The organism is Gordonia aichiensis NBRC 108223, assembly GCF_000332975.1.
GTDB classification, from domain to species: domain Bacteria; phylum Actinomycetota; class Actinomycetes; order Mycobacteriales; family Mycobacteriaceae; genus Gordonia; species Gordonia aichiensis.
The window spans coordinates 23,392-39,862 of record NZ_BANR01000021.1; the positions used below are offsets into that span (position 1 = coordinate 23,392).

Consider the following 16,471-nt stretch of genomic DNA (forward strand, 5'->3'; position numbering starts at 1 on the left):
GGGGCATGCCGATGTAGGCCACGGTCGTGTTCACTGACAGGGCCGACGCCGGTCGCGTGCTTGGTCTCCACGCCGCTGACGTGTTGGGCGGGAGCGGATTCAGAACTGCAGGCGGGGGTCGGCCACCGCTGGTCGTCGTCGGACTCGCCCGGGGAGGTGTGCCCGTCGGATGTGAGGTGGCGCGCGCGCTCGACGCTCCGCTGGACGTCCTCGTGGTACGCAAGATCGGCGCGCCTGGTCAGCCGGAGTTCGCGATGGGCGCTCTCGCCGCAGGGCAGGTCCTGATCACCGACGACGTGCCGCAACAACTCGGGGTATCGGACGAACTGCTGCAGCGGATCATCGCAGACGAGGACGCGCTGCGCGTCGAGCGTGAGAACACGTATCGCTCTGGGCGGCCGTCGACTTCGTTCGCGGGCAGTGCTCTGGTGTTGGTCGACGACGGTATCGCGACCGGTGCGACGATGGCCGTCGCGGTGCGCGCCGTGCGGGCGGCAGGAGCCATCGGCGTCGTCGTTGCCGTCCCGACTGCCCCGCAGGATGCGCTACAACGATTCGAGGCCGACGCGTCGGTCGATCGCGTTGTGTGCGTCGACATCCCGCAACCCTTTCGTGCGGTGGCCTTTCATATCATGACTTTCATCAGGTGACCGACGCTGAGGTCATCGAGTGCCTTCGCGGGCAGTGAGTACCGCCGGCACGACCGGTCACGTCTCAGAGTGTCGGCTCACCAACAGATAGTTCGAGGTCGATGCGCTCGGCGAGAGCTGGATCGTGCAGATCTGCTCCGGCAGCCATCGCCTGCTGAAGCATGGGAAGTCGGGCAGAGTCGATGGCGGTGCTGTCTTCTCCTGACTTCCAGTAGGCGCGGGCGAGGAGGTCGTCGCGGGCGATGCCCCAATCCTGCGTGGCACGTCGCCGTAGCGATCGCACGGCATCTGTCTCGGCGGCTATCCACGCCTGGATGCGGTCACCGGAGCCGGCCACATCAGGGGTCTTCTGCTGCAACTCGCCGAGCGAGCGGACATGTTCGATCGTGATTCCCGGGTGTGCGGGAACCAGAGCGAGGTCGGCGTCGTCGTCGAGCGCGATGAACGCCTGGCCGCCAACGTGTTCGGGAAGCGACTCGATGATGGCGGCGAGTGCCGGTAACGCCGACCCGTCGGCGACGAGGAGGATGCGCTCGACGTCGACGGGTAGGTGCCACTCCGGTCTCATTCCCACGTAGGTCACGGTGTCGCCCACGCTGAGATCGGAAAGCCATTCCGCCAGCGCTCCATACGGATGTCGCATGATGTCCGTCGTCAGCATCCCGGTGTGCTTGTCGTATGCGCGAACGGTGAGTGCACGCACGACCGGCTGAGCCTCTGGCGTCGACTGTTCGGGTTTGCCGTCCGCGCCTCGGTCGGGTCCGATGTGCGATGCCTCCGGTGACGATGGTAGGACCAGCTTGAATGCGTCGGCGGGGTGGAGGTCGACGTCGGCGAGATCGTCTGCGGAGAATACGAGGCGGATGAACGCGCGTGACAACTCGGTGATGTCGACCACCGTCGACGTGCACTTCGTCGGTGGATTGGCATGTGCGCGTTGGCGAATGCCCGACTTGATCGTGTCAGTCATCCGATCAGCCCAGCTTCGCCAGCGCGGGTTCGACCTTCTTGATCGCCCACGGCACCGAGTAGATCGACGGGCTGCTGAACGCTGCAGCATTGGAATTGTCGAGATACACGGTGCTGCCGCGTTGGACGGCGGGCAGCGTCGAGAAACCCGGAACCTTGTCGAACACCTCAGGACCACCGGCGAGCGGCCAGAGGATCAAGAGGTCAGATCGGAAGACATCGATTCTTTCCGGTGAGACCAGGGTTCGCTCCCCTTGAGGGGATAGCGCCTGCGCGTCCGGGTCGAGTGCCAATCCCATCTGTCCCATGAGCTTCGACGCCGCGTCGCTCTTTGACGTGACCACTCCAAGCTGATTCTGTTGGTTGAGCTGAGCGAAGGTGAATGTTTTGCCCTGTGCCTTCGGATACTTCGATTTGACCTGTGCGAGTTGGTCGTTGACCTCCGCAACCGCGGTAGCCGCTGCCTTCTCTTTGCCGAAGATCTTTCCCGCGGTGAGGGTTACATCTTCCCAGCTGTCGACCTGTGTGCCCTGCCTGAGCACCGGGATGGTGGGAGCGATCTGCTGTAGCCGCTCCCACGTGGCCTTGTCTGGCAGGAATCCGGCGAGGATCACGTCCGGCTTGTACTTCGCGAGACTCGCGATGTCTGGTGTCGTGGTGTACGGCACGACGGTCGATGAGTGTTCGGGGGTCCACTCGAACCGGTTGTTCGGTCCCGAGTAGCCCTGCATGACGAACTCGGCTGTGATCGGGACGTCGAGTTTGATCAACGCGTCTGCCCAGGTCCAATTCAAGGTGACGGGGCGCGTCGGCGCGCTGGGGATCTCGGTGGTGCCGTACTGGTGTGTGATCGTCACCGGTCCCGCTGCCGACCCCGGGGACGACTCCGAATCGGAGTCGACGCTCGAACAGCCGCCGACCACGAGTGCTACCGCTGCGAGCGCCACTGTGAACCATCGAGACCTCATGTGCATTAGGTGACCCTAACCTAATGCACGAATCCGAGGCTAGGGGGTCGTCGAAACCGGTTACTGCAGACGGTGATCGTCGTAGCGTGCGACGATATGCGCGTGGGACCTCGCCGCTCGCGTCACACCGGTGCCGCGCGTCGGGCGTGGGAGGTGGCGCACGTAATTGCGACCGTTGCGGTTCCGTGGGCGCTGGCGGTCTACTACCTACGCTCAGACGTGCGGTCGATCGATGGGTCGGCACGCCTCGTCGCGGACTTCCACCGGTGGGCGGTGTTGGGTGCGGGTGTATTGCTGATCAGCGGCGTGCTCTTGCGCATCTCTGGGCGAAGCCCTGCCGCGACCGTCCCTTTTGCGATTGTGTGGCTACTCGGAATTGCGTTCTCGATAACTCAGATCCACCAGTACAGCGGCAAGTACGTCTGCACCATCGAGCTGTGCATGCCCGATTTCGGCCTGTTCGTGACCGCCGTTCCGTTTGCGGTCGCCTTGTCTCTGTCTGTCGCCGGATCGATCATCATCGATCGTGTGTGTCGCTCACGGGACCCGATGGGGTGAGCGGCGTCGCGGTGTTCAGGCGATCACGGCGAATCCGGCTCCCCAGCTGATCTTCTCGGCACTCGCGAGAGTGAGCTGAAGGAATCCGAGTGACTCGAGTTCGCGGGCGCGCTTGAGGCTTCCGGCGTCGACGGCCTTTAATCCGCCCTTTGTTACGAGATCGATGAGCTCGCTCTTGCCTGCAGTGTCGTCACCGGCGACGAGCGCCGTGGTGGCCTGGCCGGAGTCGCCGACAGTTCCCGAATTGAGCGTTGCGGCGAAGGTGGTGTTGAACGCCTTGAGTACCCGGGACTCGGGCAGCTTGGCGGCGAGTTCGGCGGCAGCGCTGGAATCGGCGGGAACCACGAGCGAGTCAAAAGTGGTGAAGTTCAACGGGTTTGTGATGTCGACGACCACTTTGCCCGCGAGTTCGTCTGCGCGCTCGGTCGCGATGACATCGAGTTGCGGGTAGGGCACCGCGAGGACGACCAAGTCACCGGTGATCGCAGCCTTGTCGCCGTTGCCGATGATCTGAACGTTTGCACCGTCGTTGCTCAGCACGCCGGCGATCGCCTGGCCCATGTTGCCGTTTCCGAAAACGGTTACCTCGGTCATGTCTGGTTCCTTCCATTTCGCGGGCCCGGTTCGGGCCTCCTACCCATCGCAACCGTAGGCCGCTCGGCGGTCTTCCGGAGGCGGTTGTAATGACGCGCAGATCACATAAACGGACCGTGGTCCAGTTGTTGGATGTCCGACCCGCTCTGTCGATAGAAACGAAACAGCCCCGGTCGACGGATCGACCGGGGCTGTACGGAGCCGATGACGGGAATCGAACCCGCGTATTCAGCTTGGGAAGCTGATGTTCTGCCATTGAACTACATCGGCGTGCGAGGGTCACTCGCGAACGACAGCCTAGCAAACCTCGGCGCCGAAGCGGATGGTCACCCGCGATCGCGTGACTATCCTCGCCAGCAAGGCCCGCGGCAGGTGGGCGAGCGACGACGACGGGGCCGCACATGGAGTACCGCAACCGCACAGCACTGATCACCGGAGCGAGCGGAGGTATCGGCGAGCAGTTCGCACGCGTCTTCGCCGCCCGCGGCGCCGATCTGATCCTCGTCGCACGCAGTGAGGACAAGCTGGTAGCGCTCGCAGGCGAGTTGTCGTCGCGGCATCAGATCCGAGCCGAGGTCATCCCCGCGGACCTCTCGATCCCCGGTGCGGCCGACAAGGTGGTCGCCGAGGCCGACAGTCGTGGCCTGCGCGTCGACATCCTGGTCAACAACGCCGGGTTCGGCACCTTCGGCTACCTCGCCAAAGCCGACCCCGCACGCATCCGCGACGAGGTCGCGCTCAACGTCGGCGCACTCACCGACTTCACCACCACCTATCTGCAGCGCATGTCCGATGTGGGCGAAGGAGCCATCCTCAACATCGCCAGCAACGCTGCCTTCCAACCCATTCCGCGAATGGCTGTATACGCCGCCACCAAGGCGTACGTCCTCTCGCTCAGCGAGGCACTGTGGTCGGAGGGGCGCCGCGTGGGCGTACGAGTTCTGGCAGTCTGCCCCGGCGCCACCGACACCGAGTTCTTCGACGTCGCGGGCGACGGTTCGGCGATGAAGCAACGACGCTCCGTCGAGCAGGTCGTCGACACCGCGCTCACCGCACTCGAAGCGGGCAAACCCAGCGTCGTCGACGGTCTGATCAACCGGATCGGTGCATATGGGGCGCGGTTCGCTCCGCGTCGACTGGTGCTCGCGATAGCCGAACGCACGGTGAGCTGACCCCACGTCGTCGGATACGCTCGCAGACGTGCTGCTCTCCGATCGCGACATCCGCTCTGAGGTCTCCGACGGCAACCTGTCGATCGACCCGTTCGATCCGTCCCTCGTGCAGCCGTCGAGCGTCGACGTCCGGCTCGACAACCTCTTCCGGGTCTTCAACAACACCCGCTACACGCACATCGATCCCGCACAGCGCCAGGACGAGCTGACCACCCTCGTCGAACCCGCCGACGGCGAGCCGTTCGTGCTGCACCCGGGTGAGTTCGTGCTCGGTTCGACGCTGGAGATCTGCACTCTGCCCGACTACCTCGCGGGCAGGTTGGAGGGAAAATCCTCGCTCGGACGCCTCGGCCTGCTGACGCACTCGACGGCCGGCTTCATCGACCCGGGATTCTCCGGGCACATCACGCTCGAACTGTCGAACGTGGCAAACCTGCCCATCACCCTGTGGCCCGGTATGAAGATCGGTCAGCTCTGCCTGTTCAAGCTGAGCAGCCCGTCAGAGAACCCCTACGGCAGCGCAGCGGTCGGGTCCAAGTACCAGGGGCAACGCGGCCCGACGCCGTCGAAGGCGTACCTGAACTTCATCCGCGACTGAATTGCGCGAGTGTCACTGAACCCCCTGTGTCACTGAACCGCACGAACGACACGGGTCGGGCTGACCAGTCGTGTTGTCTGCGCGTTGCCCGCATGTTCACCGCGCACATCCGAGATTCACCCGCGCGCCCGCGACTGGCCACGTCCTCGTAGCGAGATGGAAGATCAGCCCCCGTAGTCACTTCAGGTATGAAGCTGACAGTGATCGGGTGTGGATACCTGGGGGCGACACACGCAGCGTGTATGGCCGAACTCGGACACGACGTGCTCGGCGTCGACGTTGATCCGGACAAAGTGGCCCGTCTGTCGTCGGGAGAGGTGCCGTTCTTCGAGCCGGGGCTCGCAGATATTCTGCGTCGCAACATCTCTGCGGGCAGACTGACGTTCACCACCGACATCGTTGCCGCTGCCGCACACGGATCGGTGCACTTCATCGGAGTGGGAACACCGCAGCGAGCGCGTGGGCACGCTGCAGACACCTCCCACGTCGAGGCTGCTGTAGACGCGCTGGTTCCGCATCTGCGTGGTGAGCACCTCATCGTCGGCAAATCGACTGTGCCAGTGGGTACCGCCACATCACTCGCCCGTCGGATCGAGACGTTGACCTCGTCGAAAGCGTCGGTGGATCTCGCCTGGAACCCCGAGTTCCTCCGCGAGGGGTTCGCCGTCGAAGACACTCTTCGGCCTGATCGTCTGGTGATCGGTACCGATCCGGGCTCCGATACTCATGTCGCACGGACAGTTCTGCGCGAGGTCTATCACGAGATCATCGAGACCGGCCCTCCCGTCATCGAAACGGATTGGTCCACCGCAGAGTTGGTGAAGGTCTCGGCCAATGCCTTTCTGGCGACCAAGATCTCGTTCATCAATGCGATCAGCGAACTCTGCGAGATAGTCGGCGCCGATGTGTCCACACTGGCCGACGCAATCGGTCACGACAAACGCATCGGTCGTCGATTCCTCAACGCGGGACTGGGATTCGGCGGTGGATGTCTGCCCAAGGACATCCGCGCCTTCGAGGCACGGGCAGAAGAACTCGGTGCGCACGGTGCACTCCGATTCTTGCGCGAGGTCGACACGATCAACATGCGGCGACGCTCCGCCATGGTCGATCTCATCGCGCAGGCATGTCCACGTGAACTGTTGGGCGCCAACATCGCGGTACTCGGTGCCGCGTTCAAGCCCGAGAGTGACGATGTGCGTGATTCGCCCGCACTGAGCGTTGCAGGACAACTGGCACTTCGTGGGGCGTCGGTCACTGTTTTCGATCCGAAGGCCAACGCCAACTCGCGTCGCATGTATCCGATGCTCGGATACGCCGATTCCGCCGCAGAGGCCGCTCAGGACGCCGATGTCGTCGCGATCGCCACCGAATGGGCGGAGTTCGTGCACATGGCGCCGACAGAACTCGATCCCGTTGTGCGGTCACGGGTCATCGTCGACGGTCGTCGCTGCCTCGATCCCCAGACGTGGCGCCGGGCGGGCTGGTCGTATGTGGCACTCGGTGGCAGAACGACGGCTTCCGACGGCGTTGTCGACGCCGGCCGGCGCGGGTCGGTCGGATTGGCGGGTATGTCGTACGAAGGCGTGACACGAGTGGCGCATCACTGACGTCATGCTAGGTTGGCTCTCAGAACTGCGGGGGAGCGGTCAACGGGCGCGGCACAGGAGCAACTGAACCCGACTCACGAGAAGGCTTGTGGGGTTTCTCGATGGTAGGGACTACCGAATCTATGGACAACGAGGTGATCACGGACGGACGTGTCGTCGACGCGTCCGTGATCGCGCGTGTCTCCGACCATCTCCGCCGCCGACATTCGACGCTGGTGGACGCATTCGCGGTGATCACCGTCGCCGAGGAGGGCGTGTCGGCGACCCTCGTCGACGCCGGCTCGGGTGCGGCGTTCGCACACAGACTCGCCCCCGGCACCAGCGGCCCTGATCTCGACGTCCTGATCTCCGATCATCTCGTACGTGCGGGACGCGTCGACGCACCCGAATCCGACGAGTGGGTCGCAGAGTTACGCCTCCTGAGCTATCGGGGCCGGCATCGTCTGGCCGAGTCGGACGGCACATTCATCATGGGCGAGGAGCATGTCCGCCTGTTCCGCGTCACCCGCCGCGATGTTGCGCAATCGACCCTCGCCCGCGCCGAGCACGTGCCAGACGCGGTCGCGCAGAGCGCGGAGTCCACGGGACGTCGGGTCAGTGCGCTGGTGTTCGATTCGTCGCACAACGCGTGGCCGGGTCTACCCGAGATCCTGGCTCCGGTCACCGACGTACCGATCGTGGTGCTCGACGACGTCGCACTGACGATTCCGGCCGCGACCACCGAGCAGCCCTCGCTGGCGGCGCCCGAGCAGGTGCCCGAGCCGACGATCGTACGGGAACCCGTGGGGGAGACCACCGACATCGTCGGGGTCGACTACACGCAACCACCGCAGGTCACGCAGACGCCGACCGTTGAGCACGTGCCGAGTGGTCAGCCTGCTATCCATCCCGCGCAACCACCGACCCAGCAGGGGAGGTCGGTCGACAACGAGTTCGACGTGACCGACCGGATCGAACCCATCGCGTTGGCGTATTCGGCGCGACTCGCGACCCGCGACGAAGCTGCGCACCCTGACCGACTCGTCTACCCGGCAACGCCGGGCGTCGACATACGGCGTGAGGTCGAGAATGGCTCTACGGCAGACGAACTCGTTGCCGCACCCTCGGATTCGCAGCCGCCGGGCGCAGAAGCCGGCGGAGCTGGGAAATTCATGCCGCGCAGTCGGAGAAGGATCGCGGTAGGTGTGGGCGCAGTAGGCGTTATCGGGGTTGCGGTGGCGCTCACCGCACTTGGACTCAGCGACGGCGCAGCGGCTCCGTCCGCCTCGGTCCCCGTCACGACGACGCAGGCTCCGACGACGACTCAGCTCTACGCCGACCTTGCCGATCTCAACGAGGCTCGTGCACCCGCGGCAACCTATGTCCCGCCGCCTCCGCCACCGCCGCCCTCACAGACCGAGCAGTCGGACACAACGCCCCGGCCACGCGGGGGCGGGAGACCGAAACCCAAACCGCGAGCGGTCATTCCGCTACCGGGTGGATTGCCGCCGATCGTCGTCCCCTGACGATTCGTCACGCTCGGCAATGGCGAGATAGTCGCCGAGCTGGCGCGCCATGTCGCGGTCGAGGGCGCGGTCGAGCGTGTTGTGTGCGATCGTCGACCCCGCGCGTCTGAGTTCGACGAGAAGGTCGCGTGCCCAATCGGATTCGGCGGCGGTCTGCGGAATCCACCCATCCTTGTACTCGTCGGCGATCGTTGCCCTGCCCGCCGAGATGAGTGCTTCTGCGGCTGAGTCCATTTGTGCGCTGAGTTTTTCGTGCACCGACAGAATGGAATTCAATGTCAGGCCGCGTCGGACGAGTCGGGCGTAGGCGTCGATCGTCTCCTGATCGAGCACGGTGAACGACGCAGGGGGATCTTCCGCCCCTTCGGGAGTGATCAATCCGAGGTCGATCAGGCGGGTGACGTATGCGGGGTTGCTGTTGTTGAGGAGTTCGCGCAGTTGGTCGGCCGTGACCGAGGTCGTCGTCGTGTTGCCCCACGGCGCCGCGACCACCTCACGAAGTCCCAAGACATCCGCCAAGTCATCGCCGCGTTGGATCCCGCTGAAGAACTCCCCGATGTGTCGGATGGTGAACCCGCGGCGGAGCAGATCGTTGATCACCTTCAGCCGGTCGAGGTGTAGATCGGTGTAGATCGCTATACGGCCACGACGCAGCGGTCTCGGCAACAATCCACGGTCCTGGTATCCGCGGACATTGCGGGTGGTGGTACCCGCTGCCCTCGCCAGATCGTCGATCCGGTACTCGGTCGTGGGCTTGTCGTCGCTGCTCATCGCGCCCATTCTCGCATCACGCACTCAGCCCGCGGAGCACCATCGCCAAGACGTGCTCGTAGTTGGTGCCAGGATCGATCGTCGGCGGATGCGTGCCGGCCAATTCCAACGACACCGCACCGTGCACGCAGCTCCAGACCTGCATCGTCACCTCGTGGGGGTCGGCCCTCGTGAGTAGGCCCGCGTTCTGCCCGTAGCGGATGTGGTCGGTGAGGACTTCGAAGGCGTGGTCGGCGACGTCGGAGTCGGGATGGTGGTCGGAGCCGAACATCAGCGAATACACGATCGGGTACCTGAGCGCGAACTCCCGATACGCCCGCCCGCTGTGCGCCAGTCGGTCGCGCGCGTCGTCGTCCGTCACGTCGATCATGCGGGTGAACTCGGCAAATGCATCGCTCACCAGGGCGTCGAGTAGACCCTCCTTGCCGTCGAAGTGGTTGTACACACCCATCGGTGCGACTCCGGCCTCGGTCGCAACGGAGCGGACGGTGAGTCCGGCAGCGCCGTCACGTTCGAGGATTCGACGCCCCGAGGCGATGAGGTTGGCGCGTACCTCGGTGGCCGGAGTACGACGCGGACTTCGGGAAGAGGCCATGTTGACAGCCTACTAGAACAGTGTTCTTCTATATAAGAACATTGTTCTACAATAGTGGAACAGCAATCCATTACCGGAGGTGAGTCTGATGCGTTCACGATGGTTGGCGCTCGGTGCGCTGTGTTTGGCCGAACTGTTGGTGATGATCGACAACACGATCGTCAATGTCGCGTTGCCGACCATGGCGCGCGATCTCGAAGCAGGGACCTCGGGCCTGCAGTGGATCGTCGACGCCTACACGCTGGTGTTCGCCGGTCTGCTCCTCACCGGCGGGTACCTCGGCGACCGCTTCGGTCATCGTCGGATGCTGGTCACCGGTATCGCGGGTTTCGCCGCGGTGTCGGCGTTGGCCGCGTCGTCGAACACGCTGAGCGAACTGATCGTCGCGCGTGGGGGACTCGGTGTGTTCGCAGCGCTTGTCTTTCCTGCGACCCTCGCTCTGATCATCGCGATCTTCCCCGGCGGTGCCGAACGCGCGACCGCGGTCGGAGTGTGGGGTGCAACGTCAGGCGTCGCGGTCGCAATCGGGCCGGTACTCGGTGGATGGTTGCTCGAGCATTTCTCGTGGGCGTCGGTGTTCTGGGTCAACTTGCCCATCGCTGCTGTGACAGCGCTCGCGGTGCTCGCGGTCGTGCCGGGCACGCGGCCGGAGTCGGTCGCGCGGTTCGACGTCCTCGGCCTGGTCTTGTCGGTACTCGGACTCGGGCTGCTGACCTACTCGGTCATCGAGGGACCGCACGTCGGATGGGCCGATCCGCGGACCATTGTCGGCCTCGTCATCGCGGTCGCGGTGGTCGGTCTGTTCGTGTGGCGCGAACTCACGGTGACCCATCCGATTCTCGACGTTCGATTGTTCGCCAATCGCCGATTCGCTACCGCAGCAGGGATGATCGCCGTAGCGTTCTTCTCGCTCTTCGGATTCATCTTCCTCATCACCCAGTTCTTCCAGGCGGTCAAGGGCTACGGGCCTTTCGAAGCTGGTCTGCGCACACTGCCTTTCGCGCTCGTGACGGCGATGTGTTCACCGATCGCGATGGCGCTCGCGCACAGGGTCGGCCCACGGTGGGTCGTCACGACCGGGGCCGTCCTGATGTCGGCCGGCTTTGCGCTCGTGGAGATCTCGTCACGGGTGTCGGGCTACTGGGAGCTCATCATTTGGTCGATGGCATTGATGGCTGCTGGGCTCGCCGCGATCTCCGGTCCGTGTACGCAAGTGATCATGGATTCGCTTCGACCGGAGCAAGCCGGTGCCGGCAGCGCGGTCAACGACACCACGCGCGAGATCGGCGGCACCCTCGGTGTGGCAGTGCTCGGTTCGGTGCTGACGTCTGTGTACGCGTCGTCGGTCTCGGAACGGATTGGTGGGCTTGGCCTTCCAGCTCACCTCGCCGAGATTGCCGAGCAGTCGGTGATGGGCGGGGCCGAGGTGGCATCACGTGCGCCTACCTCGATGTCGGAGCGCATGACTGTTGCCGTGCAAGAGGTGTTCGTCGAGGGTCTGCACAGCGCCGTGTGGGTCGCCGTTGTGGTGACGGCGGTGGCAGCCGTGGCGGCAGCTGTACTTCTGCGCGGCGTGGGCGGTTCACGCACAACCGAACCCGAGTCCGAGCAGGCGTCAGAGGTCGACGGTGAGGTGATCGCCACCCGCGCGTGACACGCAGGTGAGGATGGAGCCCGCGTTACGCTCCGGCTCGGTCAGGATGTTGTCGCGGTGGTCGATCGCACCAGACAACGTCCTGATCTTGCATGTACCGCAGAAACCCTGACGGCATGAATACGGCACCGTCGGAATCTCCTTGCGTAGCGCGGACAGCAGGGTCTCGTCGGCCCCGACGTCGATCGTCTGTCCGGTCGATCCGATCGTGACCGTGAACGGCCGCCCGTTCTCCACCGGTGGCGGGCTGAATCGCTCGTAGTGCAACTCGATGTCGGGACGGTCGCGCAGATGGCGTCGCAACGATTCGAGCATAGGGACTGGGCCGCAGCAGTACACCGCGAGCCCCGAGGGCGCCCTCCCGGTCTCGGGATCCACCGGACCGAGTAGTTCTTCCATCGTCGGCAGCCCGTGCTCGTCGTCGGTGCGGATGGTGATCTTGTCACCGAACTCTGCGACCTCGTCGCGGAACGGGATCGAGTCCATACTGCGACCGGTGTAGATCATCGACCAGTCGAGTCCGAATCGCTCCGCCGCCGCCAACATCGGCAGGATCGGTGTGATCCCGATGCCCGCAGCAACGAACCGGAGAGAGCGAGCCTGCGAGCCGTGGCCGGGTAGTGCGATCGGAAACGCATTGCGTGGTCCCTTGATTCGCACGGTATCGCCCATGCGCAGAGTGTCATGCACCTCGATCGAACCGCCGCCGCCGTCGGGGATACGCCGCACGGCGATGCGGTAGGTGTGGCGATCTGCGGGATCTCCGCACAGCGAGTACTCACGCATCCTGCCCGACGGCAGTAGAAGGTCGAGATGCGCACCCGCATGCCACTGATCGAGGAGTTGGTCGTCGAGACCTGCGAACGTCAGCGCGACGACGTTCTCGTCCTGCGCGACGACCTCTCGGCCCACGATGCGCAGCGTGGTGACACCATCGCTCTCCGGGGTGGGGTGCAATGGCGAGAACGGGCGCCAGAACGGAAGCCAGGTCTTCGACAGCACTGTCCCGAACGTCATCAGCGGATCGTGGCGCCACCGGCCGTACAGATGTGGCGGCGGTGAGGTCATCTCGGTGGTGTGCGGATGTGCACGCTGATTCATGGTCTGTTCCAGGGATTCATGGTCTGTGCTTGGGTATTCGCGGTCTGCTCGGGGATGGATGGCAGGTTGCGGGAAACGATGGCCGGTTTCGGGCAGTGTCGTGGGTTCTCGCGGGCTCAGGCGGCGTTGCGGGCAGCTGGCGAGGATGCCAGATACGCCACGGCCTGTGCGGTCGAACCGATTTCGGACGGATGGAAGCCGGGTCGGAAGTAGCTCAGCGTCGCGAACAGCACGCTGCGGATCGTCGGCAGTACGCCTGCCCGCACCCCGCGCATGTAGTGGTACTGCCGATAGAAATAGTTGTTGTGCCGAATCGAGGTGTCCTGGCTGGTGATGAATCGGAAACCACGGAACAGCAGGATCATGAGCGCCGGTAGCGCGATGAACATCGCGCGGCCGCGTCGAAGATAGCTGTCGCCGAAATAGACCGCGACGTCGTGAGCGACCGCTCGGTGCTCGACCTCTTCTGCACCGTGCCAGGTGAACAGGTCGGCCATCGTCGGGTGAGCACCCGCCTCGGTCCACTTGTTGTTGAGAGCGAAGTCGCCCAGGATCGCCGTGTAGTGTTCGACGGCCGCGATCAGCCAGAGACGCTCGATGAGGTGTTTCTGCTTGTCCTCTGCCGAGCCCTTCTCCAACGGGCCGAGTACTTTTCGGAACACCCACTCCATCTGGCGGACATATGGCCGTGGATCGATGCCATGGTGATCGAGGAACTCCCAGAGCACGTGGTCATGCGCCTCGGCGTGCATGGCCTCCTGTCCGATGAAGCCACGCATGGTCGCCGCCAGTTCCTCGTCACGCACGAGCGGAAGCGCTTCGTTGTAGGTCTGCACGAACCACCGCTCGCCCTCGGGGAGAAGCAGATTGAGCACGCTGATGAAGTCGGATGCGATCGGGTGTTCGGGAATCCAATGCAGCGGAACGTCGCTCCAGTCGAACGCCACGTTGCGCGCATGGAGCTCGACGTCGCCGGGGTCCGCCCCGTCGTCGTGAACAGAATGTGCTGAGGTGATGTCCACCTTCTCGGCGTGTGCGTGCACGATGCATGCTCCTTTGCGTGGCAGGTCAGCGAATCGAAGCGCGGTCGGATGTGGTCACGGTAGATCTACGGGAAGCGAAGCGTCCCAAGAAATCTCTGATCGTGTCTGCGATGTAACCCGGGTTGGTTGTCGGGACCCAGTGAGGGGTCGGGGATTCCAGCCGCGTCAGGTCCGGGGCGAAGCGACCGGTATTGCGCAGCAGGTGGGTTCGCACCGCGAAGTCGCGGGTGTTGACCAGCTCGAGCACGGGCACCTTCGTCGTGCGGGGGTTGGGCGCGGCCACCTTGCGCACCATGTTGGCCCGGTAATACCGCGCCCCCGAACGCATGTCGCGACGCAGCGACGGTGCTACGACGATCTGCTCGGCTGGGGTGCCGTCCATGAGGTGTAGGAAACGTTTCCACGCGCCGGGCGAGCCGACGGTCGCAGAGATCAGCGTCGGGCCCAGTGGCAGGTGGAGGAGCAGGATGTAGGTCGAGAAGATCGACTGCAGCACGGTGTCGAGGACCCGGCGTGGCGTCGGATGCGAGATGTTCTCGCGGAATAGGACGCCCACGTGGTCCAAGCAGGGCCCGGAGATCGTGGTGAACGATGCGAAGTGCTCCGCAGCGTCGTCGCGCGACATGGCCTCCCACGACTGAATCGAACCCCAGTCATGGGCGACGACGTGCACGGGCGCATCCGGGCTCACCGACCTGGCAACCGCGTACAGGTCGTCGGCGAGGGTTTCGATGCGGTACGCGGACACTCCGCGCGGACTGTCGCTGCTGCCGAGCCCGCGGGTGTCGTATGCGACGACCCGGACGTCGTCGGCGAGTTGTGCGGCGACCTGTGTCCACACGTGATGGGTGTCGGGCCAGCCGTGCACGAACAGGACCGTCGGACGGTCGTCGAGGCCGGCTGATGCGACGCCGTCGGGACCGACAGATGCGACGCCGTCGGGACCGACAGATGCGACGCCGTCGCGACTGACAGATGCAACACGGCCGGGTTCGGCGAACTCGAACACCGCAAGGCGCACGCCGTTGACGTCCGTTCGCCGTTCGACCCACTGCTTCATACGTCACCCCTCTGGAACTGTGATCCAGGTTAACGTAACCGAGAGTCACAGCTATGTCCAGAGATGGTGACAACGTAGAGTGTCACATAAGCACGCGGAGGAGACCGCCGGAACCGTCGAAACTGTCGGAAATCGCGCCGACGGCTCCGGCCATCGGGCTACTGGCGGTAGGACGACAGGAAGTTGCCGATCCGTTCGACCGCATCCTCGAGATCGCGTGACCAGGGGAGTGTGACGATACGGAAGTGGTGCTGATCCTCGAGGTTGAACCCGCTGCCCTGAACGACCAGGATCTTCTCCTGGAGTAGCAGGTCCTGGACGAACAGCTCGTCGTTGTGGATCTCGTGGACCTCGGGGTCGAGACGGGGGAACGCATACAGCGCGCCCTTGGGCTTGACGCAGCTGACGCCTGGGATCTCGTTCAGCTTCTCCCAGGTCACGTTGCGCTGCTCGTACAAACGTCCACCGGGAGCGACGAGGGCGTCGATGCTCTGGTAGCCGCCGAGCGCGACCTGGATCGCGTGTTGGCCGGGAACGTTGGCGCACAGGCGCGTCGACGCGAGAATGCCGAGCCCCTCGATGAAGCCCTTGGCGTGATCCTTCGGGCCGGTCAGCACCACCCAGCCCGCCCGGTAACCGCAGACGCGATAGGCCTTCGAGAGCCCGTTGAACGTCAGACACAGCAGGTCAGGGGCCAGCGATGCGATGTTGACGTGCTCGGCGTCGTCGTAAAGGATCTTGTCGTAGATCTCGTCGGCCAGGATGAGTAGCGAGTGGCGTCGAGCGACGTCGACGAGCTGCTCGAGCACCTCACGCGAGTAGACCGCGCCGGTGGGGTTGTTGGGGTTGATCACGACGATCGCCTTGGTGCGGTCGGTGATCTTGGCTTCGATGTCGGCGATGTCGGGGTTCCACTCGTTGTCCTCATCGCAGCGGTAGTGCACCGCGGTACCGCCGGACAGGGCCGTCATGGCTGTCCAGAGCGGGTAGTCGGGGGCTGGGATGAGTACTTCGTCGCCGTTGTTGAGCAACGCCTGCATCGTCATGGTGATGAGCTCGGAGACGCCGTTGCCGAGGATGACGTCGTCGACGTCGAAGTACGGGAAGTCGGGGAGCAGCTCATATCGGGTGACCACCGCCCGCCGGGCCGAGAGCACGCCCGACGACTCCGAGTATCCCTGCGAGTACGGCAGGGCGTGGATCATGTCGCGCATGATCACGTCGGGTGCCTCGAAGCCGAACAACGCCGGGTTGCCGATGTTGAGCTTCATGATCCGATGACCCTCGGCCTCGAGTCGTGCCGCATGCGCGTGCACCGGCCCACGGATCTCGTAGCAGACGTCTTGCAGCTTCTGGGACTGCTCCAACGGCTTGAGGTTCTGGTTCAGGTGCGATACATACGGCCTACTCACGGGTTCAATTGTCTCAGCCGCAGGCAACCGGGTTTTTTCGGGCCGTCGAGTAGCGCGCACGGTCGACGGTCGGAAGCGCCCATTCGACGGCCCGGACTGCACAGTGGATCGTCAGGAGCGCCCACTCGACGCATGAGAACGCCCACTCGACGCAAGCTGCATCGAGTGGGCGTCTCTTGCTGTCGACTGTGCGCTTGTATACGTCGACTGT

The 16,471-nt window shown here is 64.3% G+C and carries 16 protein-coding genes and 1 tRNA gene; 7 read left to right on the forward strand and 10 right to left on the reverse strand.

Annotation, left to right across the window (positions count from 1 at the left end; genetic code table 11):
• Positions 1–26 precede the first annotated feature (26 nt).
• The gene (locus tag GOACH_RS17170; RefSeq protein ID WP_245551932.1) at positions 27–650 is read left to right on the forward strand and encodes a phosphoribosyltransferase; all 624 of its coding nucleotides are present in this window, start codon (positions 27–29) and stop codon (positions 648–650) included.
• Between the two features lie 64 nt (positions 651–714).
• Here GOACH_RS17170 and GOACH_RS23150 read toward each other — a convergent pair whose 3' ends face one another.
• Both GOACH_RS23150 and GOACH_RS17180 read right to left on the reverse strand, forming a co-directional pair.
• Positions 715–1,620 (reverse strand): siderophore-interacting protein, encoded by a 906-nt coding sequence (locus GOACH_RS23150; RefSeq protein ID WP_005177443.1) that lies wholly within the window; start codon positions 1,618–1,620, stop codon positions 715–717.
• 4 nt (positions 1,621–1,624) lie between these two features.
• Positions 1,625–2,587, reverse strand: a complete 963-nt coding sequence (locus GOACH_RS17180; RefSeq protein ID WP_005177445.1) for an ABC transporter substrate-binding protein — start codon at positions 2,585–2,587, stop codon at positions 1,625–1,627.
• Positions 2,588–2,683: 96 nt separating this feature from the next.
• Between GOACH_RS17180 and GOACH_RS17185 the strand changes: the two genes are divergently transcribed.
• The gene (locus GOACH_RS17185) at positions 2,684–3,145 is read left to right on the forward strand and encodes a hypothetical protein (RefSeq protein ID WP_005177447.1); all 462 of its coding nucleotides are present in this window, start codon (positions 2,684–2,686) and stop codon (positions 3,143–3,145) included.
• 15 nt (positions 3,146–3,160) lie between these two features.
• Here the strand turns inward: GOACH_RS17185 and GOACH_RS17190 are convergent, their stop codons facing one another.
• The gene (locus tag GOACH_RS17190; protein ID WP_005177449.1) at positions 3,161–3,739 is read right to left on the reverse strand and encodes an NADPH-dependent F420 reductase; all 579 of its coding nucleotides are present in this window, start codon (positions 3,737–3,739) and stop codon (positions 3,161–3,163) included.
• Between the two features lie 199 nt (positions 3,740–3,938).
• Positions 3,939–4,009, reverse strand: a tRNA-Gly gene (locus GOACH_RS17195).
• Between the two features lie 131 nt (positions 4,010–4,140).
• On the opposite strand from GOACH_RS17195, the gene GOACH_RS17200 reads away from it, so the two are divergent.
• From GOACH_RS17200 to GOACH_RS17215, 4 genes are all read left to right on the forward strand, one after another.
• Positions 4,141–4,911 carry an SDR family NAD(P)-dependent oxidoreductase gene (locus GOACH_RS17200; RefSeq protein ID WP_005177452.1) on the forward strand — a complete coding sequence of 257 codons (771 nt, stop codon included), beginning with the start codon at positions 4,141–4,143 and terminating at the stop codon, positions 4,909–4,911.
• A 28-nt stretch (positions 4,912–4,939) separates the two neighbouring features.
• On the forward strand, positions 4,940–5,509 hold the full coding sequence (gene dcd, locus GOACH_RS17205) for a dCTP deaminase (protein WP_005177454.1): 570 nt from the start codon (positions 4,940–4,942) through the stop codon (positions 5,507–5,509).
• Positions 5,510–5,697: 188 nt separating this feature from the next.
• Positions 5,698–7,119: a UDP-glucose dehydrogenase family protein gene (locus tag GOACH_RS17210; protein WP_040519041.1), complete on the forward strand. Its 1,422-nt coding sequence runs from the start codon at positions 5,698–5,700 to the stop codon at positions 7,117–7,119.
• 122 nt (positions 7,120–7,241) lie between these two features.
• Positions 7,242–8,624, forward strand: a complete 1,383-nt coding sequence (locus GOACH_RS17215) for a hypothetical protein (protein ID WP_005177458.1) — start codon at positions 7,242–7,244, stop codon at positions 8,622–8,624.
• Here GOACH_RS17215 and GOACH_RS17220 read toward each other — a convergent pair.
• Together GOACH_RS17220 and GOACH_RS17225 are read right to left on the reverse strand one after the other, a co-directional pair.
• Positions 8,589–9,395 (reverse strand): MerR family transcriptional regulator, encoded by an 807-nt coding sequence (locus GOACH_RS17220; protein WP_005177460.1) that lies wholly within the window; start codon positions 9,393–9,395, stop codon positions 8,589–8,591. The two genes, GOACH_RS17215 and GOACH_RS17220, sit on opposite strands and share 36 nt — an antisense overlap.
• A gap of 16 nt (positions 9,396–9,411) precedes the next feature.
• A complete protein-coding gene (locus GOACH_RS17225) occupies positions 9,412–9,990 on the reverse strand; it encodes a TetR/AcrR family transcriptional regulator (RefSeq protein ID WP_005177461.1) in 579 nt (192 codons plus the stop codon).
• An 88-nt stretch (positions 9,991–10,078) separates the two neighbouring features.
• On the opposite strand from GOACH_RS17225, the gene GOACH_RS17230 reads away from it, so the two are divergent.
• A complete protein-coding gene (locus GOACH_RS17230; RefSeq protein WP_005177465.1) occupies positions 10,079–11,644 on the forward strand; it encodes an MFS transporter in 1,566 nt (521 codons plus the stop codon).
• Here the strand turns inward: GOACH_RS17230 and GOACH_RS17235 are convergent.
• The 4 genes from GOACH_RS17235 to GOACH_RS17250 all read right to left on the reverse strand — a co-directional run bounded on the left by GOACH_RS17235 (position 11,606) and on the right by GOACH_RS17250 (position 16,260).
• Complete coding sequence (locus GOACH_RS17235; RefSeq protein ID WP_005177473.1) at positions 11,606–12,745, reverse strand: PDR/VanB family oxidoreductase; 1,140 nt, start codon at positions 12,743–12,745, stop codon at positions 11,606–11,608. The genes GOACH_RS17230 and GOACH_RS17235 overlap by 39 nt on opposite strands.
• A gap of 116 nt (positions 12,746–12,861) precedes the next feature.
• Positions 12,862–13,788 carry a metal-dependent hydrolase gene (locus GOACH_RS17240; RefSeq protein WP_005177475.1) on the reverse strand — a complete coding sequence of 309 codons (927 nt, stop codon included), beginning with the start codon at positions 13,786–13,788 and terminating at the stop codon, positions 12,862–12,864.
• A gap of 25 nt (positions 13,789–13,813) precedes the next feature.
• Positions 13,814–14,848 (reverse strand): alpha/beta fold hydrolase, encoded by a 1,035-nt coding sequence (locus GOACH_RS17245; protein ID WP_005177478.1) that lies wholly within the window; start codon positions 14,846–14,848, stop codon positions 13,814–13,816.
• A 158-nt stretch (positions 14,849–15,006) separates the two neighbouring features.
• Entirely contained in the window at positions 15,007–16,260 is a 1,254-nt protein-coding gene (locus GOACH_RS17250; protein WP_040519042.1) for a pyridoxal phosphate-dependent aminotransferase, read from the reverse strand.
• Positions 16,261–16,471: the final 211 nt, after the last annotated feature.